This is a genomic window from Bacillus sp. CGMCC 1.16541, assembly GCF_003184905.1.
GTDB lineage: Bacteria > Bacillota > Bacilli > Bacillales > Bacillaceae_H > Priestia.
In genome coordinates this window covers 13,805-35,316 of record NZ_QFRU01000033.1, presented here as the reverse complement: position 1 = coordinate 35,316, position 21,512 = coordinate 13,805, and the positions used below count along the sequence as shown (strand labels likewise).

Annotated in this window: 22 protein-coding genes and 1 riboswitch; of the genes, 16 read left to right on the top strand and 6 right to left on the bottom strand. The window is 36.4% G+C overall.

Annotation, left to right across the window (positions count from 1 at the left end; genetic code table 11):
• Positions 1–64: 64 nt before the first annotated feature.
• Positions 65–1,351, bottom strand: coding sequence for a GntP family permease (locus DIS06_RS18815; protein ID WP_110114776.1), 1,287 nt, complete (start codon positions 1,349–1,351; stop codon positions 65–67).
• 283 nt (positions 1,352–1,634) lie between these two features.
• Here DIS06_RS18815 and DIS06_RS18810 point away from each other — a divergent pair, with 283 nt between their 5' ends.
• Positions 1,635–1,946: a winged helix-turn-helix transcriptional regulator gene (locus DIS06_RS18810; protein WP_481746890.1), complete on the top strand. Its 312-nt coding sequence runs from the start codon at positions 1,635–1,637 to the stop codon at positions 1,944–1,946.
• Positions 1,947–1,992: 46 nt separating this feature from the next.
• Here the strand turns inward: DIS06_RS18810 and DIS06_RS18805 are convergent, their stop codons facing one another.
• On the bottom strand, positions 1,993–2,268 hold the full coding sequence (locus tag DIS06_RS18805) for an acylphosphatase (RefSeq protein ID WP_110114775.1): 276 nt from the start codon (positions 2,266–2,268) through the stop codon (positions 1,993–1,995).
• Positions 2,269–2,415: 147 nt separating this feature from the next.
• On the opposite strand from DIS06_RS18805, the gene DIS06_RS18800 reads away from it, so the two are divergent.
• Together DIS06_RS18800 and DIS06_RS18795 are read left to right on the top strand one after the other, a co-directional pair.
• The gene (locus DIS06_RS18800) at positions 2,416–3,630 is read left to right on the top strand and encodes an MFS transporter (RefSeq protein ID WP_110114774.1); all 1,215 of its coding nucleotides are present in this window, start codon (positions 2,416–2,418) and stop codon (positions 3,628–3,630) included.
• A gap of 240 nt (positions 3,631–3,870) precedes the next feature.
• Entirely contained in the window at positions 3,871–4,866 is a 996-nt protein-coding gene (locus tag DIS06_RS18795) for an LLM class flavin-dependent oxidoreductase (protein WP_110114773.1), read from the top strand.
• Positions 4,867–4,909: 43 nt separating this feature from the next.
• On the opposite strand, the gene DIS06_RS18790 is transcribed toward DIS06_RS18795, so the two are convergent.
• Together DIS06_RS18790 and DIS06_RS18785 are read right to left on the bottom strand one after the other, a co-directional pair.
• Positions 4,910–5,185 carry a hypothetical protein gene (locus tag DIS06_RS18790; RefSeq protein ID WP_110114772.1) on the bottom strand — a complete coding sequence of 92 codons (276 nt, stop codon included), beginning with the start codon at positions 5,183–5,185 and terminating at the stop codon, positions 4,910–4,912.
• A 222-nt stretch (positions 5,186–5,407) separates the two neighbouring features.
• Positions 5,408–7,027, bottom strand: a complete 1,620-nt coding sequence (locus DIS06_RS18785; RefSeq protein WP_110114771.1) for an ABC-F family ATP-binding cassette domain-containing protein — start codon at positions 7,025–7,027, stop codon at positions 5,408–5,410.
• A gap of 304 nt (positions 7,028–7,331) precedes the next feature.
• On the opposite strand from DIS06_RS18785, the gene DIS06_RS18780 reads away from it, so the two are divergent.
• Complete coding sequence (locus DIS06_RS18780) at positions 7,332–8,171, top strand: STAS domain-containing protein (protein WP_162596030.1); 840 nt, start codon at positions 7,332–7,334, stop codon at positions 8,169–8,171.
• A 73-nt stretch (positions 8,172–8,244) separates the two neighbouring features.
• Here DIS06_RS18780 and DIS06_RS18775 read toward each other — a convergent pair whose 3' ends face one another.
• The gene (locus DIS06_RS18775) at positions 8,245–8,685 is read right to left on the bottom strand and encodes a YtoQ family protein (protein WP_110114769.1); all 441 of its coding nucleotides are present in this window, start codon (positions 8,683–8,685) and stop codon (positions 8,245–8,247) included.
• 198 nt (positions 8,686–8,883) lie between these two features.
• Here DIS06_RS18775 and DIS06_RS18770 point away from each other — a divergent pair, with 198 nt between their 5' ends.
• From DIS06_RS18770 to DIS06_RS18725, 11 genes are all read left to right on the top strand, one after another.
• Positions 8,884–9,792 (top strand): ABC transporter ATP-binding protein, encoded by a 909-nt coding sequence (locus tag DIS06_RS18770; protein WP_204166828.1) that lies wholly within the window; start codon positions 8,884–8,886, stop codon positions 9,790–9,792.
• On the top strand, positions 9,789–10,556 hold the full coding sequence (locus DIS06_RS18765) for an ABC transporter permease (protein WP_110114768.1): 768 nt from the start codon (positions 9,789–9,791) through the stop codon (positions 10,554–10,556). Before DIS06_RS18770 ends, DIS06_RS18765 begins: the two co-directional genes overlap by 4 nt.
• 70 nt (positions 10,557–10,626) lie before the next feature.
• Positions 10,627–10,730, top strand: a riboswitch (SAM riboswitch).
• Positions 10,731–10,822: 92 nt separating this feature from the next.
• Positions 10,823–12,148, top strand: a complete 1,326-nt coding sequence (locus tag DIS06_RS18760; RefSeq protein ID WP_110114767.1) for a Na+/H+ antiporter NhaC family protein — start codon at positions 10,823–10,825, stop codon at positions 12,146–12,148.
• A 106-nt stretch (positions 12,149–12,254) separates the two neighbouring features.
• Positions 12,255–13,229 (top strand): nucleoside hydrolase, encoded by a 975-nt coding sequence (locus DIS06_RS18755; RefSeq protein ID WP_110114766.1) that lies wholly within the window; start codon positions 12,255–12,257, stop codon positions 13,227–13,229.
• A gap of 30 nt (positions 13,230–13,259) precedes the next feature.
• Positions 13,260–13,619, top strand: a complete 360-nt coding sequence (locus DIS06_RS18750) for an avidin-fold protein (protein WP_204166827.1) — start codon at positions 13,260–13,262, stop codon at positions 13,617–13,619.
• Between the two features lie 236 nt (positions 13,620–13,855).
• The gene (locus tag DIS06_RS21020; RefSeq protein WP_481746889.1) at positions 13,856–14,053 is read left to right on the top strand and encodes a LacI family DNA-binding transcriptional regulator; all 198 of its coding nucleotides are present in this window, start codon (positions 13,856–13,858) and stop codon (positions 14,051–14,053) included.
• A complete protein-coding gene (locus DIS06_RS18745) occupies positions 13,963–14,508 on the top strand; it encodes a substrate-binding domain-containing protein (RefSeq protein ID WP_343287512.1) in 546 nt (181 codons plus the stop codon). The genes DIS06_RS21020 and DIS06_RS18745 overlap by 91 nt, the downstream gene beginning before the upstream one ends.
• Before the next feature lie 99 nt (positions 14,509–14,607).
• Positions 14,608–14,850 carry a transcriptional regulator SplA domain-containing protein gene (locus tag DIS06_RS18740; RefSeq protein ID WP_110114765.1) on the top strand — a complete coding sequence of 81 codons (243 nt, stop codon included), beginning with the start codon at positions 14,608–14,610 and terminating at the stop codon, positions 14,848–14,850.
• An 89-nt stretch (positions 14,851–14,939) separates the two neighbouring features.
• Positions 14,940–15,968: a spore photoproduct lyase gene (gene splB / locus DIS06_RS18735; protein WP_110114764.1), complete on the top strand. Its 1,029-nt coding sequence runs from the start codon at positions 14,940–14,942 to the stop codon at positions 15,966–15,968.
• A gap of 126 nt (positions 15,969–16,094) precedes the next feature.
• The gene (locus tag DIS06_RS18730; protein WP_110114763.1) at positions 16,095–18,182 is read left to right on the top strand and encodes a DNA topoisomerase III; all 2,088 of its coding nucleotides are present in this window, start codon (positions 16,095–16,097) and stop codon (positions 18,180–18,182) included.
• A 209-nt stretch (positions 18,183–18,391) separates the two neighbouring features.
• Positions 18,392–19,240: a DegV family protein gene (locus tag DIS06_RS18725; RefSeq protein WP_162596029.1), complete on the top strand. Its 849-nt coding sequence runs from the start codon at positions 18,392–18,394 to the stop codon at positions 19,238–19,240.
• A gap of 35 nt (positions 19,241–19,275) precedes the next feature.
• Here the strand turns inward: DIS06_RS18725 and DIS06_RS18720 are convergent, their stop codons facing one another.
• Positions 19,276–19,719 (bottom strand): cupredoxin domain-containing protein, encoded by a 444-nt coding sequence (locus DIS06_RS18720; RefSeq protein ID WP_110114761.1) that lies wholly within the window; start codon positions 19,717–19,719, stop codon positions 19,276–19,278.
• A gap of 217 nt (positions 19,720–19,936) precedes the next feature.
• Between DIS06_RS18720 and DIS06_RS18715 the strand changes: the two genes are divergently transcribed.
• Positions 19,937–21,271, top strand: a complete 1,335-nt coding sequence (locus tag DIS06_RS18715; protein WP_110114760.1) for an FAD-dependent oxidoreductase — start codon at positions 19,937–19,939, stop codon at positions 21,269–21,271.
• Positions 21,272–21,512: the final 241 nt, after the last annotated feature.

Below are 21,512 nucleotides of genomic sequence, written 5' to 3'. Positions count from 1 at the left end.
TTCCTCCTAGATTAAAATAATTAATTTATATACAATAAACAACTTGTTTATGTATAATCAAAGGTTAATAGATTCCTAATGTACCAAGTATAATCGCAATAATTGTAGCGATTGTTGGAATGATGACAGCTACAAAGAAAATGTCACGATACGAATCTTTATGTGTTAAGCCAGTAACCGCAAGTAATGTTAATAATGCACCGTTATGTGGTAAGATAAGCGCACCAGACGAAACCGATGCGATACGGTGGAATGCTTCAGGTGCAATGCCTGTGGAGATGGCTAATTCATAATATTTAGAACCTAAAGCTTCTAATGCAATCCCCATACCACCAGATGCAGAGCCTGTCACACCTGCCATCAGTTGAACAGCAAGAGCTTCTGAAATTAATGGGCTTCCTTTTATATTCATTAGGAAGTTTGTTAAATCTTCAAACCCCGGCACAGCTTTAACGACCGCTCCAAATCCAACAGCTGCACTCGTATTAATAATCGCTGTAACCGATCCTTGAGCACCTTGGTTAATGGAAGGTAAGAAGATAGCTAGTTTCTTAGCGTTTAACACCATTAAGAGTAAAGTACCAACAATCATGGAAGGGATGATATTCCATTTTAGAACATTCAATGTTACGACAATAACAAGTAACGGTAAAAAAGATAAAAATGGATTAGGTAAAGAAGATTGATCATCTTCTTTTAACTCTTTACTTTGTTTGGGTTCTGTAAACACATCACCTTGAGCTGTTAATTGTTTTTGTCTCCAAACTAAGTAAAAATAACCTCCCACTGCCATGATGAGACCAGATACTATTCCAATAATAGGAGCTGCCATCGGGCCTGTTTTAAAATATTGCATCGGAATTAAGTTTTGAATTTGTGGTGTTCCAGGAAGAGCGGTCATCGTAAAAGTGAACGCTCCAAGTGCAATTGTTCCAGGGATTAATTTGCGTGAAATATTCGCCTCTCTAAATAGAGCAATTGAGATTGGATAAATCGCAAATACAACAACGAATAAGCTAACCCCACCATAAGTAAGAACAGCAGCACCAATAAGTACACCTAAAATAGCGCGCTGTTTTCCTACCACTTTTGTCACCCATAAAGCCACTGATTTCGCTGCACCAGTATCTTCCATTAGTTTACCAAAGATGGCACCAAGCATAAAGACAGGAAACCATGCCTTTACAAAATCAACAAAGCCCTGCATGTAGACGTTTGTATATGTAGGTAGAAGCTCTAAACCACTAATGAGCGCAACAACTCCGGCTACAAGAGGAGCTAGCCAAACAATTGACCATCCCTTATAAGCGAGGAGCATTAATAAAATAAGTCCAACAATAATGCTAATCATGATCTGTGACTCCTTCAAGTTATTAAGTTACTATAAGTAACCAAGTTAGTAACGATTACCATTATATTTTTTGTTCACAAAATCGTCAAGGTATTCTAAGGGTATTTAAAATTGTTTCAATATTACCAACACATGAACTATTATGAAATATATGAAATCATTCATAGGGTAAGAGAGACTAATGCTCGATAGATGAAATATTCTATTTACAAAATATAGGGGTTATGTTGTATGATAAAGATGGGAAAAAGAAATGTATGATGCAGATGAGGAGGGCTTCGTTGTGGAAGAAACAATGAGAGTATGCGCAAAAACTGAGCTCTCATTTGAAATGATTAGTCGGAAATGGATGTGTTTTATCGTCCATACATTAGCGAGCGGACCAAAGCGGTTTGCTGAAATGAGTGCGTCGATTCCAAACATTAGTAACCGTGTACTAACAGAACGTATAAAGGAATTAGAAGATTTAGAGATTATAAATCGAAACGTCATTCCAGACCGACCTGTACGCATTGAATATAGCTTAACAGAAAAGGGAAGAGCGTTAAGTGATGCATTGAATGAAATTGGTAAATGGGCAGGAAAGTGGATGTAAAAAAAGAGGTCATTGAGCATGGTTGCTTGTGACCTCTTTTTTCTTATTAGTGAATGTTAAATTGCTTGTCATTCTGCAAGTGCTCTTTCTGTTGAATATCTACTGCGTGAACGTGACTAAAACGATGGGGTCCTTTTTTAATAGTGGAGACGAACGTGTCAATACGACTCTTTGGCCCTTCTGCTTCAAGCTGCACGGAACCATCTTCGCAATTTCTAACCCAACCTGAAAGGCCATATTGTATGGCTGTTAATTGGGTGAATTGCCTAAACCCAACACCTTGAACGTGACCTTTGATACTCATGCGTATACGAATATTCATTGATTTCCACCTCTAGTTCCATAATTCTCAAATAAACGTCATTCAAACAAAAAGAGGAAAATTTACATTTGTCATCGAATATATATTAATTTGCGCCGTATTTAAAAGCACCTCTACACGATGTACAGAAGAAAGAAGGGTTTAATCATGCAAGTAGCATTAAAAACAAGTCACCAAGAAACAAAAACTATGTATAACATTCTTTTCCTCATTAGTCTCGGTCATTTCTTAAATGATTCGATGCAATCTGTTATTCCTGCTATTTTTCCGATAATCGGAAAATCGATGAGTCTGTCATTTACTCAGATCGGTGTAATCGCCTTTGTGTTAAACATGACATCTTCCATTATGCAACCAGTGTTTGGTTATTATGCAGACAAACGATCTTCCCCATTTTTACTTCCACTAGCGATGTCATTTAGTATGGTTGGAATGATCGGCTTAGCTTTTTCACCAAGCTTTTATTGGGTATTACTTTCCGTTTTCTTTGTTGGTTTAGGGTCTGCTATCTTTCACCCAGAAGGCTCGCGTGTTGCGTATATGGCAGCAGGTGAAAAGCGTGGCTTAGCACAATCCATTTACCAAGTAGGAGGAAACACAGGGCAGTCAATGGCTCCATTGTTTACGGCCTTTATCTTTGTGCCACTTGGGCAAATTGGTTCAATGTGGTTTACAGTTCTAGCAGCTATTGCTATTGTTGTGTTGCTATATGTTTCTGCATGGTATAAGCAACAGTTAGGAGTAAAACAACCTGTTAAAAAACAAAGTACCATTATGAAGACGAACGTATTAAATAAACAAGTGAAGTTTGCTATTGCACTTCTTGTATTTCTCGTCTTTGCACGCTCATGGTATGGAGCGGGGATTTCAAGTTATTATCAGTTTTATTTAATTGATTATTATGACTTAACGATAAAAAGTGCACAGTTTTACATATTTGTATTCATGATTGCAGGGGTGTTAGGCACATTTTTTGGGGGTCCTTTAGCTGATCGTTTCGGGAAACGAAATATTATTATGCTATCAATGTTAGGCGCAGCTCCATTAACACTTTTATTACCTTACGTACCACTCATTGCTGTTACACCTTTATTCTTTTTAATCGGTTTTATTTTATCATCAAGCTTTAGTGTGACAGTTGTATACGCACAAGAGTTATTACCAGGTAGGATAGGAATGGTTTCAGGATTAATTGTAGGTCTTGCTTTTGGAATGGGTGCTTTAGGTTCCATTATTTTAGGGAAACTGGCCGATGTTTATAGCTTACGGTTTATCATGATATTCTGTAGTTTTTTACCATTACTAGGAGTTTTAACGTGGTTATTACCAACTGATCAGCGTGTGCGTGAGTTAAATCAATAACAATAAAAAGTTTATGTTGTTTTGGCTATGTTAAAGATGCTTACTTTTGCTTCTTTAACATAGTTATTTCCTTTTTGTATGTTTTGTGAACTCTACTCCTTTTACTTCTCTTATACCATATAATGGTGATAAGGACGTGATGCTTTAGTGAAAGAGCCAGTTGAAATGAAGCAACTTATTCGTCAAAAAGCAGAAGAGGTTTTATCATTATACTCATAAAACGAAGAAAGGATTTCGAAGATGATTACATTAGGTGTGTTAGATCAATCTCCGGTTTCTAGTGGAGATACATTTCATGATGCATTAACGAAAACAGTGGAACTTGCTCAACTTGCTGATTCGCTTGGTTATCACCGCTTTTGGGTTGCTGAACACCACAATACAAATGGGCTAGCAGGTTCTTCACCGCTTTTATTAATGACCCACCTTGCCTCTCAAACGACGCGGATTCGAATTGGATCTGGTGGAGTCTTGTTGCCTCAGTATAGTCCTTATAAGGTGGCTGAAGATGTGCAATTACTTGAAAACTTATTTCCAAATCGAATTGATCTTGGTTTGGGGCGTTCACCAGGAGGAGATGCGTTAACAAGGTTAGCTCTAACAGATGGTGTTCGGAAAAGTTTGAATGAATTCCCAAGACAAGTACAAGCGTTAATAGGCCATCTAACAAATTCGTTACCAAAAGAGCATGAATTTTACGGTGTTCGTGCTTATCCAACTAGTGAGACAAACCCTCAATTATGGCAGCTTGGTATTAATAAACGAGGAGGTCGAGCAGCCGGAGAGCTTGGTGTGTCATTCACATTTGGTCATTTTATACAGCCGATAGCCGGTCAGGAGGCCATTGAGACGTATTATGATCATTTTGTTCCTTCTTCTTATCAGAAAACACCTCATGCAAATGTATGTATTTTTGTCGTATGTGCAGATACAAAGGAAGAAGCAGACATGCACGCCAAAACATTAGACTTATGGTTGCTAAAAGTTGAAAAAGGCGGAGACACGACAGTCCCAAGTATAGAAGAGGCAAGTGCGTACTCATACACGGAAGACGATTATAAAAAAATAAAACGAAATCGAAGAAGAATGATTGTCGGAGACGTAAAAATGGTGAAGCAAGAACTTCTTTTCTTGCAAGATCAATATCGAACTGATGAATTTTTAGTGATCACCAATATCCATGACTTTAAAGCAAAGAAAAAATCGTATGAACTGTTAGCAAAAGCTTTCAAATAAAAAAGAGACAACACTCTAACAGTAAGGTGTTGTCTCTTTTTTATTAAGAAGCAATTCGTTTTAAGAAAAGATTTAAAGCTGTTACGACTGTTGTTCCTACAATAATCATAATACCTACAAATGTAAGAGCTAACTGTTCAACGCCGCCAGTTACGATAAAGTTGATTCCAATTAAGATTAAACTAAGGCCAAACAGCCCTAATGCAATTTTATATTCATATCGACGAGTAGGATATGCCGCTTTTAAGAAAGCGGTTACAATTGTAAGTAAAAAGATAAAAATAATTCCGACGTATACTAATCCACCAACTAAACTCATGTGATGATCCTCCTTAATGAAAGAACTGGTTTGATTAACTTTATTTAACATTATTATAAATTTTTTTGACAATTTTGTCTATAATTTTTTCACAATTTGTTCACAAATTAGTGCGGAAATGTTCATAATTTGTCATCTTGCTAGTCATTCTATTCAACATTTAAGCTTTTTATCCTTTGTGAATAAAAAAAGGCAACCAGAGTGGTTACCTTCTTTGCTTCATTATTTATACATCTCAGCTACTTGTTTTTGTAGGTCGCTATTCTCTAGGTACTCATCATACGTTAATTGTTTATCAATTACGCCATTTGGTGTAATTTCAATAATACGATTTGCAATCGTTTGAACGAACTGATGGTCATGAGACGTGAAGACCATAGAACCTTTATAGCTTGTTAAACCATTATTTAAAGCTGTAATTGACTCTAAATCAAGGTGGTTCGTTGGCTCATCAAGAAGTAAAACATTCGCACCGCTTAGCATCATTTTTGATAGCATGCAGCGTACTTTTTCTCCTCCTGATAGTACACTTGCTTTTTTCAATACTTCTTCACCAGAGAATAGCATTCTTCCTAGGAAACCACGTAAGAAGCTCTCGCTTTGGTCATTTGGTGAGTATTGACGTAACCAATCAACAAGGTTTAAATCGCAACCTTCAAAGTACTCCGAGTTATCTTTAGGGAAGTGAGCTTGAGAAGTTGTCACACCCCATTTGTATGAACCGCTATCTGGCTCCATTTCACCAGATAAGATTTTAAATAATGTTGTGTGAGCAATTTCATCACGTCCTACAAGAGCAATCTTGTCATCTTTGTTCATGATGAAACTTACGTTATCAAGAACTTTTACACCATCAATTGTTTTCGTTAAATTTTCAACACGTAATAAGTCATTTCCAATTTCACGCTCTGGCGTAAAGTTTACGTATGGATAACGACGAGAAGATGGACGAATGTCATCAAGAGAAATTTTATCTAACAACTTTTTACGAGATGTTGCTTGTTTAGATTTCGAAGCATTCGCACTGAATCGAGCGATAAAGTTTTGAAGCTCTTTAATCTTTTCTTCTTTTTTCTTATTTGCATCTTGAGCCATACGAAGAGCCAATTGACTTGATTCATACCAGAAGTCATAGTTCCCAACATAAATTTGGATTTTTCCAAAGTCTAAGTCCGCAATGTGTGTACAAACTTTGTTCAAGAAGTGACGGTCATGGGATACAACGATCACTGTGTTTTCAAAGTTAATTAAAAACTCTTCTAACCATTGAATTGCTTTGATGTCTAAGTGGTTAGTAGGCTCATCTAGTAAAAGAACATCTGGCTTACCAAATAATGCTTGCGCTAAAAGTACTTTAACTTTGTCTCCGCCCGTTAAATCAGCCATTTTCTTTGTGTGTAGATCTTCAGCAATTCCTAAACCTTTTAAAAGGATCGCTGCTTCTGACTCAGCTTCCCAACCGTTTAGTTCAGCGAACTCACCTTCAAGTTCTGCCGCTTTCATTCCGTCTTCATCTGTAAAATCAGCTTTCATGTAAATCGCATCTTTTTCTTGCATCACTTGATAAAGACGAGCATGCCCCATCATAACTACTTTTAATACTTCATGTTCTTCGTACTCAAAGTGGTTCTGTTTTAAGACAGCAAGACGTTCACCAGGCCCTAAATGTACATCGCCTGATTGTGCTTCAATTTCACCTGATAAAATTTTTAAGAATGTTGATTTCCCAGCCCCGTTTGCCCCGATTAATCCGTAGCAATTTCCTGGTGTGAATTTAATGTTGACATCTTCAAAAAGTTTTCGATCACCATATCGTAAACTAACATTTGTTACTGTAATCATGTAATTTTATTCCTCCAAATTTAAGATCCTAAGAAATTATATCATTATTTGCAGTCAAGAGCGACATGGATATTGTGAATTAATAAGCAAATTCAAACATAAAGTGTACCGATTTTTAAAACGAAAAGTCAAATGATTGTGTCTGCTGCATGTTTCTCTTCTTGTTTCATCCTAACCATTTAAGGGAAGTGATAGCACATTGGGAATATACTTTTCTTAATAGAAAAGATTAAAATAATGAAAGATACAATGACTTGTTGATCAAAATTCGTTTTAAAATAAAAAGGTATTGGAGAAAGAAATGATGATGGAACATTTGAGGTTAATGAGTGAAAAAATTGTTAAAGCAAAATATCAGTTAGCTCATTTTGTAACAGATGAGCAAAATAAGCGGTATCCCGATCAATTATTACCGATCTCGAATGAATTACTTCCTTTGCGTGTTGAGCTTGTGCAATTATACGGAGAATCGCTAGCGATGGAAGAAAAAGAACGAAAAAAGCGATTAGAGGAGTGGGGGAGAAAAACAGGTCGTGAGTGTGCGGTCATGGGTACAACACTTGATTCGATGCTAGATGAAGTTCCTCATTATCGTCATTTTATTGGAAGTGTGATCAAAGAGGAAGCCGAAAAAGCAAATCTATCTTTAGATGAACTGTATGAGGTTATTTCAATTTTAGATCAAACCGTTAATGATGTTGTGTATTATTTTAGTTTACCTTTCGTTGAATTTCATAGTGAACAATTGAAAACATCAAAAGAAGCGCTACTCGAATTATCTGTTCCAGTTGTACCGATAGCAGAAGGTGTAGCTGTATTGCCGATTGTGGGGACTATCGATACGTATCGTGCGAAGTTAATTATGGAACAAGCGCTTGATAGTAGTGTTTCACTACAGCTAACCCATTTTGTTCTTGACTTATCAGGTGTACCGATTATTGATACGTTTGTTGCTCAAAAATTATTTCAAATTATTGAGGCTCTCACATTAATTGGAGTAAAAGCAAAAATCAGTGGAATTACTCCGGAAATTGCTCAAACCATTGTCAATTTAGGAATTGACTTTAGCGGTGTGCGAACGTACTCAACTTTAAAACAAGCACTAAGAGCAATTGGCTTTACGTATGAAAGTGAAGAACAGTAGGACAAGTTATAAAAGAAATCCCTTGCCATTATTTCCGTTTTTAGCGGATATTTTATGGAAAGGGATTTTAAGTTTATTCAAATATGTAAGAAAGAACTTGAAGCGCTTGCTCGGTTGTTTCAACTGTGACTTGTGCTTTGTTTGATAACTCTTTTAATGGGTGATGAAGAGATTCAGGGCGCACCAAAATCAGAGGTTTATTCAGCGTAATTGCTGCAGAAGCGTCCATCGCAGTATTCCATTGTTTATATTTTTCACCAAATCGTGCAATGACCACATCTGCTTTTTTCATTAATATCTCTGTGCGTAGGTTATTTATACGTGACGCCATCTCATCTTTTAAAATGGCATTGGGTTGCTTCCCTACAATTTTTTCTCCAATAGTGTCTGAACGATCATGGTCTTCCATAGGTCCTACAAATGTAAGTGGTAATCTTTTTTCTTGCGCCATACTTTTCAATTCTTCTCGCCAATTGTCATGAATTTGACCAGCCAGATAAACAGTTAAGTTCATTAAAATTCCTCCTCTGTACAATGATAATAGTTTACTCATTATGTTTACCACAAAAAGCAACTAATGAATCCTCTAACTTGTTTCGACAGGTGAATCTCATTCCCTTCTAAGTAGTTCATTGCCTGATGAAAGAGAATACCTTAAAATAACAAAGTAGAATAATGTTCATAGTACTAGCTTTAAAGAAAGGGATATATGATGATAAATCAATCAATATTACGGGTTGAACATGTATATAAACGAATTGGAAAACAAGACCTTTTATTCGATGTATCATTTGAGGTGAAAGAAGGAGAAATATTTGGCTTACTAGGACCAAATGGATCTGGAAAGACAACATTAATTCGTGCAATCTTAGGTCTTGTAAAGAAAACATCAGGTCGGATTTTTATCGGTCACTATGATGTGGCGAAATCATTTGAACAAGCAATGATGCAAGTAGGAGCAATAGTCGAAAATCCAGAGTTTTATGAGTATTTAACAGGGTATCAGAATTTAGTTCATTTCGCAAATATGGTTGAAGGTGTCACCCCTGAACGTATTGACGAAGTTATTCGCTTAGTTAACTTAGAAGAAAGTATTCATAACCGAGTCGGTACATATTCTTTAGGAATGAGACAACGTTTAGGGATTGCTCAAGCCATTTTACATAAGCCGAAATTGTTAATTTTAGATGAACCCACAAACGGATTGGATCCATCTGGCATGAAGGAATTGCGTGTTTATTTACGTAAATTATGTAAGGAGGAAAACGTATCGATTGTCATTGCTAGTCACCTATTAAAAGAAATAGAGGAGCTCTGTGACCGTGTAGCTATTATTCAATATGGAGAAGTAGTAGCTGTTAGAGCGATTACAAAGCAAGATGAAGCGTTGCGGCATGTTCTTTTTGAAGTGGATGATGCAGCAAAAGCAATTCTAGTTCTATCAAACGAGCAAGCTAATATTCTAAACGACACGACTTTTAAAATTGAACTAACAAAGCAACAAATCCCCATTATAAATGCAACTCTTGTTGGAAAAGGGATTCAAATCTATCGTATGCAACCTCTTTATAAGTCTTTAGAAGATGAATTTTTAGAAGTGACCGGAGGTGTTCATTCATGAGAAGCTTAATCATAAATGAACATATGAAGATCATTTATAAAAAAAGTAACAAAGTATTGTTTGGTGGGCTACTTGTTTTATCCATTACTTTATCGCTTATTACGAAAAGAATGGTAGATGGAGCAGGTGTAAATGAAAATATCATTAGCTATTTGTCGTTTACAACTGGTTTTTTATCGATATTGCCATTTTTTGCGATTGCGATTGCAAGTGGAATTGTTGCGAATGAATTTGATTGGGGAACAATAAAATTTCTACTTATTCGTCCTGCGAAGCGTTCAAAAGTGTTACTGTCAAAATATGTGACTGTTTTGTTAGTTAGCTTGTATTTATTTTTTGTCTTTTTTGTTTCTTCTATGTTACTGGGAGCTCTTTTATTTGGATTTGAGTACATAAAAGATGATGCAGCCTTGATTAAAAGCACTTTGATTGGTTATGGACTGAGCTATGTTGAAACAATTGTAGCAACAACATTCGCATTTTCTATTTCGACGGTATTTCGTAACAGCTCGTTAGCGGTTGGACTGTCTGTTTTGTTAACGTTAGCTGGAGAAGGGTTTGTTCAGTTGCTCTCTACTTTGAAAGTTAGTTGGGGGAAGTATTTATTATATGCAAATACTGACTTTGGGCAATATATTGGAGGTAGCGAACCTTTATTTGAAGGAATGACCGCTTCTTTTTCTATTTTTGTTACCGCTGTCTACATGGTTTTATTTTTAGTAGCATCATGGTGGACATTTACAAAGAGAGATATGACAGTCTGAAAATTCCTATTTGACATTTTACGACAAACATCTTACAGTAGTGAAAGACTGTTTGTGAAAAAATTTAATCTTCTTATCGAGAGAGGCGGAGGGACTGGCCCGATGATGTCTCGGCAACTGATTCATTTGAATGCTGTGCCAAATCCAGCAGGCGTAAAGCTTGGAAGATGAGAAGGGCGTTTCTTATACATGTATATGAGACCTCTTCTTGTTTATAGGAAGAGGTCTTTTTCATAACATGATAGTTTTTAAGTGAGGTGTTATGGTTGGAAAAAATCAGAGGAAACGGATGGGCTTTGTTGCCTTTGGTAGTATTTTTAGGATTATTTGTAGGATCAGGTATCATCACAGGGGATTTTTATAAAATGCCTGTATTAGTAGCGGTTCTTGTTGCAGTAGCCGTTGCGCTAACGATGAACCGAAAAGACCCCTTAATGACAAAGGTCGAACGCTTTGCAAAGGGAGCGGGACATCCTGACATTATTATTATGGTTATCATTTTTATTTTAGCAGGTGCTTTTTCAGAAACAGCAAAAGGAATGGGTGCTGTAGATTCGACTGTTAATTTAGCTTTATCTGTGTTGCCACAAAGCTTTTTAGTTGTTGGTTTGTTCATTATTGGTGCCTTCATTTCATTATCAATGGGAACATCTACAGGAACAATCGCTGCTTTAGCTCCAATTGCGGTAGGGATTAGCGGTGAAACGGACATTTCAATTGCATTAGCCATGGCAGCAGTCATAGGTGGCGCCATGTTCGGAGACAACTTGTCCATTATTTCAGACACAACGATTGCTGCAGTGCGTACACAAAAAACAGATATGAGAGATAAATTTAAAGTGAATTTCTTTATCGTATTACCAGCAGCTATTATTACAGCGGTTTTATTAGTTGTTTTAACATTAGGTAACCAAAGTACGATTACACCAGAAAGTTTTAATTGGGTGAAGATTTTACCTTATGTTGGGGTATTAGTAGCCGCTCTAGCAGGCGTGAATGTCCTTGCAGTCTTAGCTGGAGGGATTCTATTTGCAGGTGTGATTGGTTTAGTAGATGGTAGTTATACGTTAGCTACGTTCACAAAAGCGATAACAGACGGAATTAGCGGCATGTCAGAGCTTGTTATCCTGTCAATTTTAATTGGTGGAATGGTTGAGATTATTAAGCACAATGGTGGTATTCACTTCATTTTACATGCAATGACGAAAAATATTACAACAAAAAAAGGTGCGGAGTTTGGTATTGCGGGATTAGTAAGTGCAACAAATTTATCCACAGCAAACAATACCATTTCAATTATTACAACAGGTCCACTTGCGAAGAACATTGCAGATGAGTACAACATTGATAATCGTAAATCAGCAAGTTTACTTGATATTTTCTCTTGTAGTGTACAAGGACTTATCCCATATGGTGCTCAAATGTTAATTGCAGCAGAATTTGCAGGTATCTCACCAATAAACATTATCCCATATGCATTTTATCCAATTTTAATTGCTGTATTTGGGACCATTGCCATTTTTATTAACTTTCCAAAGTTTAACACGCAAAAGCAACATACAAGAAACATGAATGAAGGTTATAGTAAGTAATCAAAAGGTGTTCGAGTGAATCGGACACCTTTTTTCTATTTCACATAAACATTCATTTGTATTCATATGTTTTTACGAATAGAGAAAGAAGAGGGGGAGAACGTCGATGAAGAAAAAGAAGGTGCTTCTATTTGGGGACTTTGGGATTGATGATTCAATTGCCCTTTTTTATATATGGTTCCGAAAAGAAATTGAGGTTGTAGGAATTGTAGCTGATTATGGAAATGTATCGAGAGAAAAAGTGCTTCGTAATATCAATTATTTAAAATATATGTCGGAACGGATGGATATTCCTGTATTTGCAGGTGCATCCATTCCACTAACAGGAATTGAACCTCAATATTTTCCTGATGTTCATGGGCCTGAAGGGTTGGGTCCTATTATTCCAGACATCCCACCTGACGTGAAATTTCCTATTAATTATATAGAAGACTTAGTAACAATTATTAAACCTGATATAGCAGACATTACAATCGTGACACTTGGACGGTTATCCTCTTTAGCTTCAATCTTCATTTGGCAATTAGAAGAAATGTGTTTGTTCAAAGAAATTATTGTGATGGGAGGAGCTTTTTTTTATCCCGGTAATGTCACACCATTAGCAGAAGCCAATTTTCATGGTGATCCTTATGCAGCTAACATTGTGATTCGTCATGCGAAAAGACTCACCATCATTCCACTAAACGTGACACAAAGTGCTTTAGTTACTCCTGAAATGGTTGAGCAGATTGATAAATTTCATCAGCAGACGAACGATCCGATCGGGCTGATGATTAAGCCAATGTTGGATTACTATTATAACTTCTATTCATCTAACTACCCAGGTATCTTAGGAAGTCCATTGCATGACGTACTAACTTTAGATTACTTAATTCGTCCACAAGACTTTACGACGTCTCAACTGCCATTAAATATTGTGGTTTCAAAAGGATTGGCATTTGGTCAAAGTTTTGCTGATTATCGACCGAAGCCACTAGACGATTATAATATCCACACGGTTGTATTAGAGTTTGATTATGAGTTGTTTAAAGAAAATTTCCTTGAAACATTTCTACAAGAACGAGAAATAACAGGAAAATAAATGTTATAATTTTCAAAAAGGATGGATTTCATGATTAATTATCATAAACGAATTTTCACCTCTATTACAAATACAGAAAATGGAGAGGTTTCATCTGACACGATTTTTTATTATCAACAAGAAAAAAACATTGTGCATGCTACATATAGTGGTGGCGAAATTATAAAAGGGTTTTTAATTGGAACTGTCGATTTAGCGGGGAATTTACATTTTCGCTATAATCATGTAAACAGAGATCATGAAATTAGAGGAGGTGTATGTTCGTCTACCCCTACCTATTTAGAGGATGGTCGTATTCAATTACATGAAAAGTGGCAGTGGTTAGATGAGGAAAAAACAAAGGGTGAATCAATTATTGAAGAGGTAAAGAGCTGTTTCGGACGGAGTTAATCGAACTTCGTTTGAAACAGCTCTATTTGTGCATCTGCATCATTTTTGTAGCTTTAATGCGATATATGCACCTATTACAACAATAAAGCAAAGACCAATTAATATGCCTAATCCAGTTAAAATGTTCATCATATCTTTTCACTCCTAGTTACGTTTTTCATTGCTTAGTGAGAATATAATGTATGAAACGCATTTCAGAGCAAGAAAAAATCAATAGTAAACATGAGGTGTTTTAAATGGGGAACATTCGCGATATTGCAAGGAAAGCAGGTGTATCTGTTGCCACGGTTTCTCGTGTACTTAATCATCATCCATATGTAAAAGAAGATAAGCGTATGGTCCTATCGTTGTTTGTGAAGATGCAAGGAAAACCGAGATCTCATCTGTCTTTATCGATCACTATTCTGCATTTGAAAAAGTGTTACGGCATTTAATTGAACAGGGCCATCGTCATATTGGGTACTGCATCGGCAGACGAACAGGTGTTAATAGTTATCAACGACATAAAGCATATACACGTATAATGAATGAACTAGGTGAACCGATTCGTGAAGAGTGGATATTTCATCATTGCTTATTGCTAGAAGATGGTGAACGTGTAGCAAGGAAGTGGAGAAGTCTTACAAGTCGTCCTACTGCTTTATTAGTGACAAATGATCAAGTAGCTGCTGGGATGATGCTGCAATGTCAACAACTAGGTATAAAAATACCAGGGGACTTAGCGCTCATCGGATTTGACAACCAACCTATTTCGCAAGTATTACAACTAACAACCATTGAGTTACCATTAAAGAAAATGGGGAATGAATTGTTTGAGCTCTTTTTACATAAACGTAAACTCAAACATATTGAAATTGCCACTCGACTCATAAAACGAGCGACTGTTTGAGCTTGGCTATTTCTTTTAAATTAACACATTTTGTTATGTAAAAAAATTGGTGCAACGGAAAAGCTACGAATAAACAATGATAGGAAAGGAATGGTCCACATGTCAAAAAGAGAGTATCAAGTTGGCGATCAAGTCTTTGTTATTTATCGCAATCCTCATACTGCAAATGTAGCTAATATTACAGAAGCAGAGATTGTCGAGCATCCTGAGCAGCCAGGAGATGTAGCGTTATTTTTACATGAATCTTATCACTTGCTAGCAGAAGATGATGCCGTATATCCAACATATGAAGAAGCAGAACAGATGTATAATAAAATTTTTGACTATGAGCAGTACGACTAATAAAAGGTAATATCTCTCAGCTATATAATGATTAAGGGTGCCGAAAACTATCGGTACAAATGTGTCAATGAGTAAAGGATGTGGATAACATGATTAAACCATTTGTACCTCAATTAGTTTATATTGAACCAAGAGCTTTAGAATATCCATTAGGAGTAGAACTTAAAGAGAAGTTTGAAAAAATGGGTTTAGAGATCCGTGAAACAACGTCTCATAACCAAGTTCGTAATATCCCAGGTAAAAATGACCTACAAAAATATCGAAATGCGAAATCAACATTAGTTGTTGGTGTACGTAAAACGTTAAAATTTGATACTTCAAAACCATCAGCTGAGTATGCAATTCCTTTTGCGACAGGCTGTATGGGTCATTGCCATTATTGTTATTTGCAAACAACAATGGGCAGCAAACCTTACATTCGTACGTATGTGAATGTAGAAGAAATATTGAATCAAGCGGAAACATATATGCAAGAACGTGCGCCACAGATTACACGATTTGAAGCGGCATGTACATCTGATATCGTGGGAATTGATCATCTCACACATACGTTAAAACGAGCAATTGAATATTTTGGACAAAGTGATTTAGGGCAATTACGCTTTGTGACAAAATTCCATCACGTTGATCATTTGTTAGATGCGAATCATAATGGACGTACCCGTTTCCGCTTTAGTATTAATGCTGATTATGTCATTAAATATTTTGAGCCAGGAACATCACCGCTTGATTACCGGATTGAAGCAGCGAAGAAAGTATCAAAAGCAGGCTATCCGTTAGGATTTATTATCGCGCCTATTTATATTCATGAAGGCTGGCAAGATGGTTATCGTGAAATGTTCGAGAAGCTGAATGATTCCATTCCTAAAAGTGCAAGGGATGATATTACATTCGAAATGATTCAGCACCGTTTTACCAAACCAGCAAAGCGAGTCATTGAAAAGAACTACCCAAAAACAAAGCTTGAAATGAACGAAGAGGAACGTCGCTATAAGTGGGGGCGTTATGGAATCGGAAAGTATGTTTATAGTAAAGATGAAGAGCAGGAATTACGTGAAACACTAGAAGATTACATTGATTATTATTTTCCAAGTGCTAAAATTGAATATTTCACGTAATGAAAAGAGGATAAACAGGCTTGTGCGCTATGCATAGGTCTGTTTTTTTATGTTGAAAAAGGGATGATTATTACAAATTGCTTTGTTTCCTGTATAATGGAACAAGTAAATTGGAGGTATACATACATGAAATCATTAGTTTTAGCAGAAAAGCCAAGCGTAGCAAGAGAAATTGCTCGTGTACTTGGTTGCACACAAACCAAAAAAGGATATATTGAAGGACCTAATTATGTGGTGACATGGGCACTTGGTCACTTAGTTGAATTACAAACACCTGAAGATTATGATAACCGTTATAAAACGTGGAAAATAGAAGACTTACCTATTATGCCGGATCAAATGAAATTAAAAGTCATTCGTAAAACAAGTCCACAATTTCGCACCGTTTCCGACTTGGCCAAACGAAAAGACATAAAAGAACTTATTATTGCAACAGACGCAGGGCGAGAAGGTGAACTTGTTGCTCGCTGGATCATGGAGAAAGTACGTTGGAATAAGCCGTTTAAGCGCTTATGGATCTCGTCTCAAACGGATAAAGCAATTAAAGATGGTTTTAAAAATTTGAAGCCTGGTGAGCAATTTAACCGCTTATATGATTCAGCTGTTTGTCGCTCTGAAGCTGATTGGTTAATCGGTTTAAATGTGACGAGAGCACTTACAACTAAGTATGAAGAACCGTTGTCAGCAGGGCGCGTACAAACACCAACACTTGCGATGATTTTAGATCGAGAAAAAGTGATTAACACTTTCAAGCCTGTGGAGTACTGGACCTTATCAGCAGAGTTTCGTTCATTTACTGCTCAGTGGCAGCGTCAAAATGAAAAACGATTGTTTACTAAACAAGAAGCAGAGACTATTCATGCCAAAACAAATGAAAAAGAAGCTGTCGTCAAATCAATTCGTCGTAAAGAACATGTAGAGGTTCAACCGCTTCCTTATGATTTGAATGAATTACAACGCGATGCGAATAAACGATTTGGTTTTTCAGCTAAAAAGACGTTAAACGTGCTACAAAAATTATATGAACAACATAAACTTGTCACGTATCCGAGAACCGATTCAAGATATTTAACAACGGATATGGTAAGTACGATGAAAGAGCGTTTAGAAAGCATTTCAGGTGTATATAGAGATGAAGTGAAACCGTTATTGAGAAAGCAGCCTATCTTACCAAAACGTGTTGTGGATAATGAAAAAGTATCCGATCACCATGCAATTATCGTAACTGATGAACCGGTACATTTAGGAGAATTATCAGCAGATGAGCGTAAATTATACGACCTTATTGCTAAACGTTTTATTTCACTTTTCTATCCTGTTCATAAGTATGAAGTCGTAAAAATAGAGCTCGACGTAAATGGAGAGCTATTTGTTGTAAGTGGAAAACAAGTAAAAGAAATCGGTTTTAAGACAGTAGACGGAGTAGAGGCATCAGAAGAAAACGTATCTCTTGAACAAATGAAAGAAGGCAGTACTCTTTGTGTTCAAAAAATAACCGTAAAAAGTGGTTTTACAGAGCCACCACAACGTTATTCAGAAGCTGATTTGCTTGGACAAATGGAAAAGCATGGTCTAGGAACACCTGCAACAAGAGCGGATATTATTGAGAAGCTTCTACAAAACGAATCCATTGATCGACAAAATAACCGTCTTCATCCAACTAAAAAAGGACATCAACTGATTGATCTTGTATCAGATGAATTGAAGTCTCCAGAACTAACGGCAAAGTGGGAAAAAGAGCTAGAAGCCATTGCAAAAGGAAAAGGAAATGCAAATCATTTTTTAGCAAACATTCGCCAACAAACGAAACATTTAGTTCATGAAGTGAAAAATAGCGAAAAAACGTATCGACCACACAATTTGACAGGTTCAAAATGTCCAGAATGTGGTGAACTACTAAAAGAAAAGAAAACGAAACAAGGGAAAATATTAGTTTGTTCGAATAGAGAGTGTAACTATAAACGACACAAAGATCCAAAACTATCAAACCGTCGTTGTCCACAATGTCATAAAAAGATGGAAATCCATACAGGTAAGGCAGGAACATACTTTCAATGTCGTCCATGTCAAGTAGTGGAAAAAGCTGAAGACAAAAAGAAAAAAGTGACAAAGCGAGAAGAAAAACAATTGCTGAAAAAATATAGTGATGATGGTGCATTTGGTTCAAGTTTAGGTGATGCATTGAAACAAGCATTACAAGGAAAAAAAGAATAAACAGAAAATGAAAAAGAGCAGAAGTCTTCTTGTTCAATTAGAAACTTCTGTTCTTATAAAAAAGCGATAGGCAATCCACAAAAAGGAAAAAATGTGTCCGGAAATGTGTCAGAATACGAAAAAAAATAAACATTTCCAATAAATTTTTCTATTAATCTAGCGAGAATACGGTTACAATGTATGAAGCGTTTGTTTTAGGAGGTTCACTATTGAAGAAGAAAATTGCATGGGTAACAGACAGTGTGTCATGTATTCCCCCACAGTTAGCTGAGGAAAAAGGAATTTACGTTGTTCCTTTATCTTTAATTTTTGGAGAATCTATTTACAAAGATGGTATTGATTTAACAACTGAAGAATTCTACGCTCGCTTAAAAGAAGCAGATAAACTGCCAACAACAAGTCAACCTGCTGTTGGAGAATTTGTTGAGCTTTATGAAAAACTAAAAGAAGAGTATGAAATGGGAATTGCAATTCATGTGACGTCACAAGTAAGTGGAACATATAATTCCTCAATTATGGCCGCTGAAATGGCAGGTTTCCCAATGGTGCATATTGATTCAAAAATTGGTGCGAAAGCATTAGAATATATGATGTTTGAAGGTATTCGACTAGAAGAAGAAGGAGTATCTACAGAAGAAATCGTAGCGCGCCTTCAACAAATGCCGAATGAAGTGAGAGGGCTTAATTTAATCGGTAGCTTAGAACAGATGCATAAAGGTGGTCGAGTATCTGGATTAGGTTTATTGTTAGGTAATCTATTCCAAATTAAACCGATTCTCGAGTTTCAAGATGGAGCACTTGTACCTCTTGAAAAAGTCCGTACAATGAAAAAAGCAGAAAATCGCATTTTCGAACTATTCAAACAATCGTATGAAGCCTATTCATTATACGGTGTATCTATCATCCATAGTGAAGTTTCAGAAAAAGCAGAAGAATGGAAACGTCGTTTGTTAGAAATTGATCCAAGCTTTACTATTGAAATGGGTCCACTAAGCCCAGTTGTTGGTACCCACGTAGGTGCAGGTACAATTGGATTAATGTGGTTTGAACGCAGATAAATAACAAAGTGCCAGGGAGATAAACCTGGCACTTTTTAGTCAACAATTAAGTAAGCTATCATTGGACCGTTATCTTCGATTCGAGCATGAGTTGTACAAATGAGTCGATAAATGCCTGGTTTGTCGAATGTAACTTGTAATACCGTTTCTTCACCTTTTTTTACAACGCCTTTATAATCTGTTCCTTCGATGAAAAAGGGGTGCTCTTTTCCATTGACGCCATAAATGCTAAGCGCTACTTCTTCTCCTTTTGGAATCATAATAGTACCTGGGTCCCAGCGATATGATTCAATTTCTTGTCCATCCTCTGTTTTAGATGAAAACTCTCCAGTTACTAAGTTAATGACGAGTTTTTGTTGATTAGGCTGCGTGTTTGTTAGCGCTACATCAGTATCTGATACATACCAACTGACACATCCAACCGTAAGGACTAGTGCTAAGAGTGTAAGCCATTTTCTTTTAATCACAACAAACTTCACGTAATCTCCTCCTAACGATTATCGTTGTTCATTTATATGTTAGGATGGTGTGAAAACTTGTCTTTTTTAAGCTAAAAAGTTTTTTTGTGAAAAATTTCACAAAGTAGTTGCTAACCATTTATACAGTGTGTATAATAAAAACTGTAAAGAATATGTGAAATATTTCACAATATCATGTGAAAAGCTTCACAAATAAATATCCTAGGAGGATGTTTACATGAAAATTGCAGTTGTAGGTTGCACACATGCAGGTACGGCAGCTGTTAAAAATATGGCCACACTTTATCCGGAAGCTGAGATTACAGTATATGAAAAGAACGACAACGTATCATTCTTATCTTGTGGGATTGCACTTTATGTTGGTGGAGTTGTAAAAGATGCAAATGGCTTATTTTACTCTTCACCAGAAGAACTAAAAAATTTAGGTGTCAATATGAAAATGAAACATGAAGTGCTAACGATTGATACAACTTTAAAAACAATAACAGTGAAAAACAATGAGACGAATGAACAATTTGAAGATTACTTTGATAAATTAGTAATGACCACTGGTTCATGGCCAATCGTGCCAAACTTAGAAGGCATCGATCTTCAAAACATTGTCTTATCTAAAAACTTCTCTCATGCCAATAACATCATTGAAAAAGCGAAAAAAGCAAAGAAAATCGCCGTTATTGGCGCGGGGTATATTGGGGTTGAATTAGTAGAGGCTTTTGAAGTATATGGTAAAGAAGTAACATTTATTGATGGAGCAGATCGAATTTTAAATAAATATTTAGATCCAGAGTTTACATCCATTATCGAAGAAGAGCTAACAAACCGTGGTGTCACATTGGCGATGAACCAATCGGTTACAAAGTTTGAAGGGACAGATGGAAAAGTTGAAAAAGTAATTACAACAAATGGCGAATACGAAGCAGATTTAGTCATTTTATGTGTAGGATTCCGACCTAATACAGATTTGTTAAAAGGACAAGTGGAGATGTTAGATAACGGCGCTATTATTGTGGATGAGTATATGCGAACAAGTAATACAGACGTGTTTGCTGCAGGAGATAGCTGTGCCATTTATTACAATCCGACTCGTCAACATGCATACATTCCATTAGCAACAAATGCAGTTCGAATGGGAACATTAGTCGCTCAAAACTTGATGCAGCCAACGATTAAGTACATGGGAACACAAGGAACGTCAGGCTTACACATTTATGACTATAATATGGCATCAACTGGTGTAACCGAAACATCGGCTTCATTTTTCGGTATGAATGTGAAAAGTATCACAATCTCTGAAAACAATCGACCTGAATTCATGCCTACGTATGAAGAAGTCACATTAAAATTAGTCTATGAAGAAGAATCAAGACGAATTGTTGGTGCACAGGTTATTTCAAAAATCGATGTAACACAAGCGATTAATACGTTGTCTGTCTGTATTCAAAACAACATGACAGTCGATCAACTCGGTTTTGTGGATTTCTTCTTCCAACCACACTTTAATAAGCCGTGGAACTTCTTAAATCAAGCGGGATTACAAGCGTTAAGTTCTTAATGAGAAGTAAGTCAGGTTACCTGGCTTACTTTTTCTTTTTCCTTTAAAATGAAAGAAGATTAGAAAGGAAAGTAGTCGTTCATGGCCATACGCCTACAACACGTGTTACACATGATGGTGCTAGAGTTGCAACTGACCTAGGTGCACAAGTAACATCGAACCCTAAACTAGCTCTTGTTGAACTAGAAGAGGAAATTGCTTATGTCTATCATTTTCAGACAGATGAGATTAAAATTGAACA

Coding starts and splice junctions, on each gene's coding strand:
- DIS06_RS18790 (WP_110114772.1), bottom strand. CDS start 5,185: ATGAGTTTAGTTGGTGGATTAGTATACGTCGGAATTATTTTTATCTTT.
- DIS06_RS18750 (WP_204166827.1), top strand. CDS start 13,260: ATGATTAATTATCATAAACGAATTTTCACCTCTATTACAAATACAGAA.
- DIS06_RS18815 (WP_110114776.1), bottom strand. CDS start 1,351: ATGATTAGCATTATTGTTGGACTTATTTTATTAATGCTCCTCGCTTAT.
- DIS06_RS18740 (WP_110114765.1), top strand. CDS start 14,608: ATGTCAAAAAGAGAGTATCAAGTTGGCGATCAAGTCTTTGTTATTTAT.
- DIS06_RS21020 (WP_481746889.1), top strand. CDS start 13,856: ATGGGGAACATTCGCGATATTGCAAGGAAAGCAGGTGTATCTGTTGCC.
- DIS06_RS18775 (WP_110114769.1), bottom strand. CDS start 8,685: ATGAACTTAACTGTTTATCTGGCTGGTCAAATTCATGACAATTGGCGA.
- DIS06_RS18785 (WP_110114771.1), bottom strand. CDS start 7,027: ATGATTACAGTAACAAATGTTAGTTTACGATATGGTGATCGAAAACTT.
- DIS06_RS18795 (WP_110114773.1), top strand. CDS start 3,871: ATGATTACATTAGGTGTGTTAGATCAATCTCCGGTTTCTAGTGGAGAT.
- DIS06_RS18805 (WP_110114775.1), bottom strand. CDS start 2,268: ATGAATATTCGTATACGCATGAGTATCAAAGGTCACGTTCAAGGTGTT.
- DIS06_RS18755 (WP_110114766.1), top strand. CDS start 12,255: ATGAAGAAAAAGAAGGTGCTTCTATTTGGGGACTTTGGGATTGATGAT.
- DIS06_RS18730 (WP_110114763.1), top strand. CDS start 16,095: ATGAAATCATTAGTTTTAGCAGAAAAGCCAAGCGTAGCAAGAGAAATT.
- DIS06_RS18715 (WP_110114760.1), top strand. CDS start 19,937: ATGAAAATTGCAGTTGTAGGTTGCACACATGCAGGTACGGCAGCTGTT.
- DIS06_RS18765 (WP_110114768.1), top strand. CDS start 9,789: ATGAGAAGCTTAATCATAAATGAACATATGAAGATCATTTATAAAAAA.
- DIS06_RS18780 (WP_162596030.1), top strand. CDS start 7,332: ATGATGGAACATTTGAGGTTAATGAGTGAAAAAATTGTTAAAGCAAAA.
- splB (WP_110114764.1), top strand. CDS start 14,940: ATGATTAAACCATTTGTACCTCAATTAGTTTATATTGAACCAAGAGCT.
- DIS06_RS18800 (WP_110114774.1), top strand. CDS start 2,416: ATGCAAGTAGCATTAAAAACAAGTCACCAAGAAACAAAAACTATGTAT.
- DIS06_RS18770 (WP_204166828.1), top strand. CDS start 8,884: ATGATAAATCAATCAATATTACGGGTTGAACATGTATATAAACGAATT.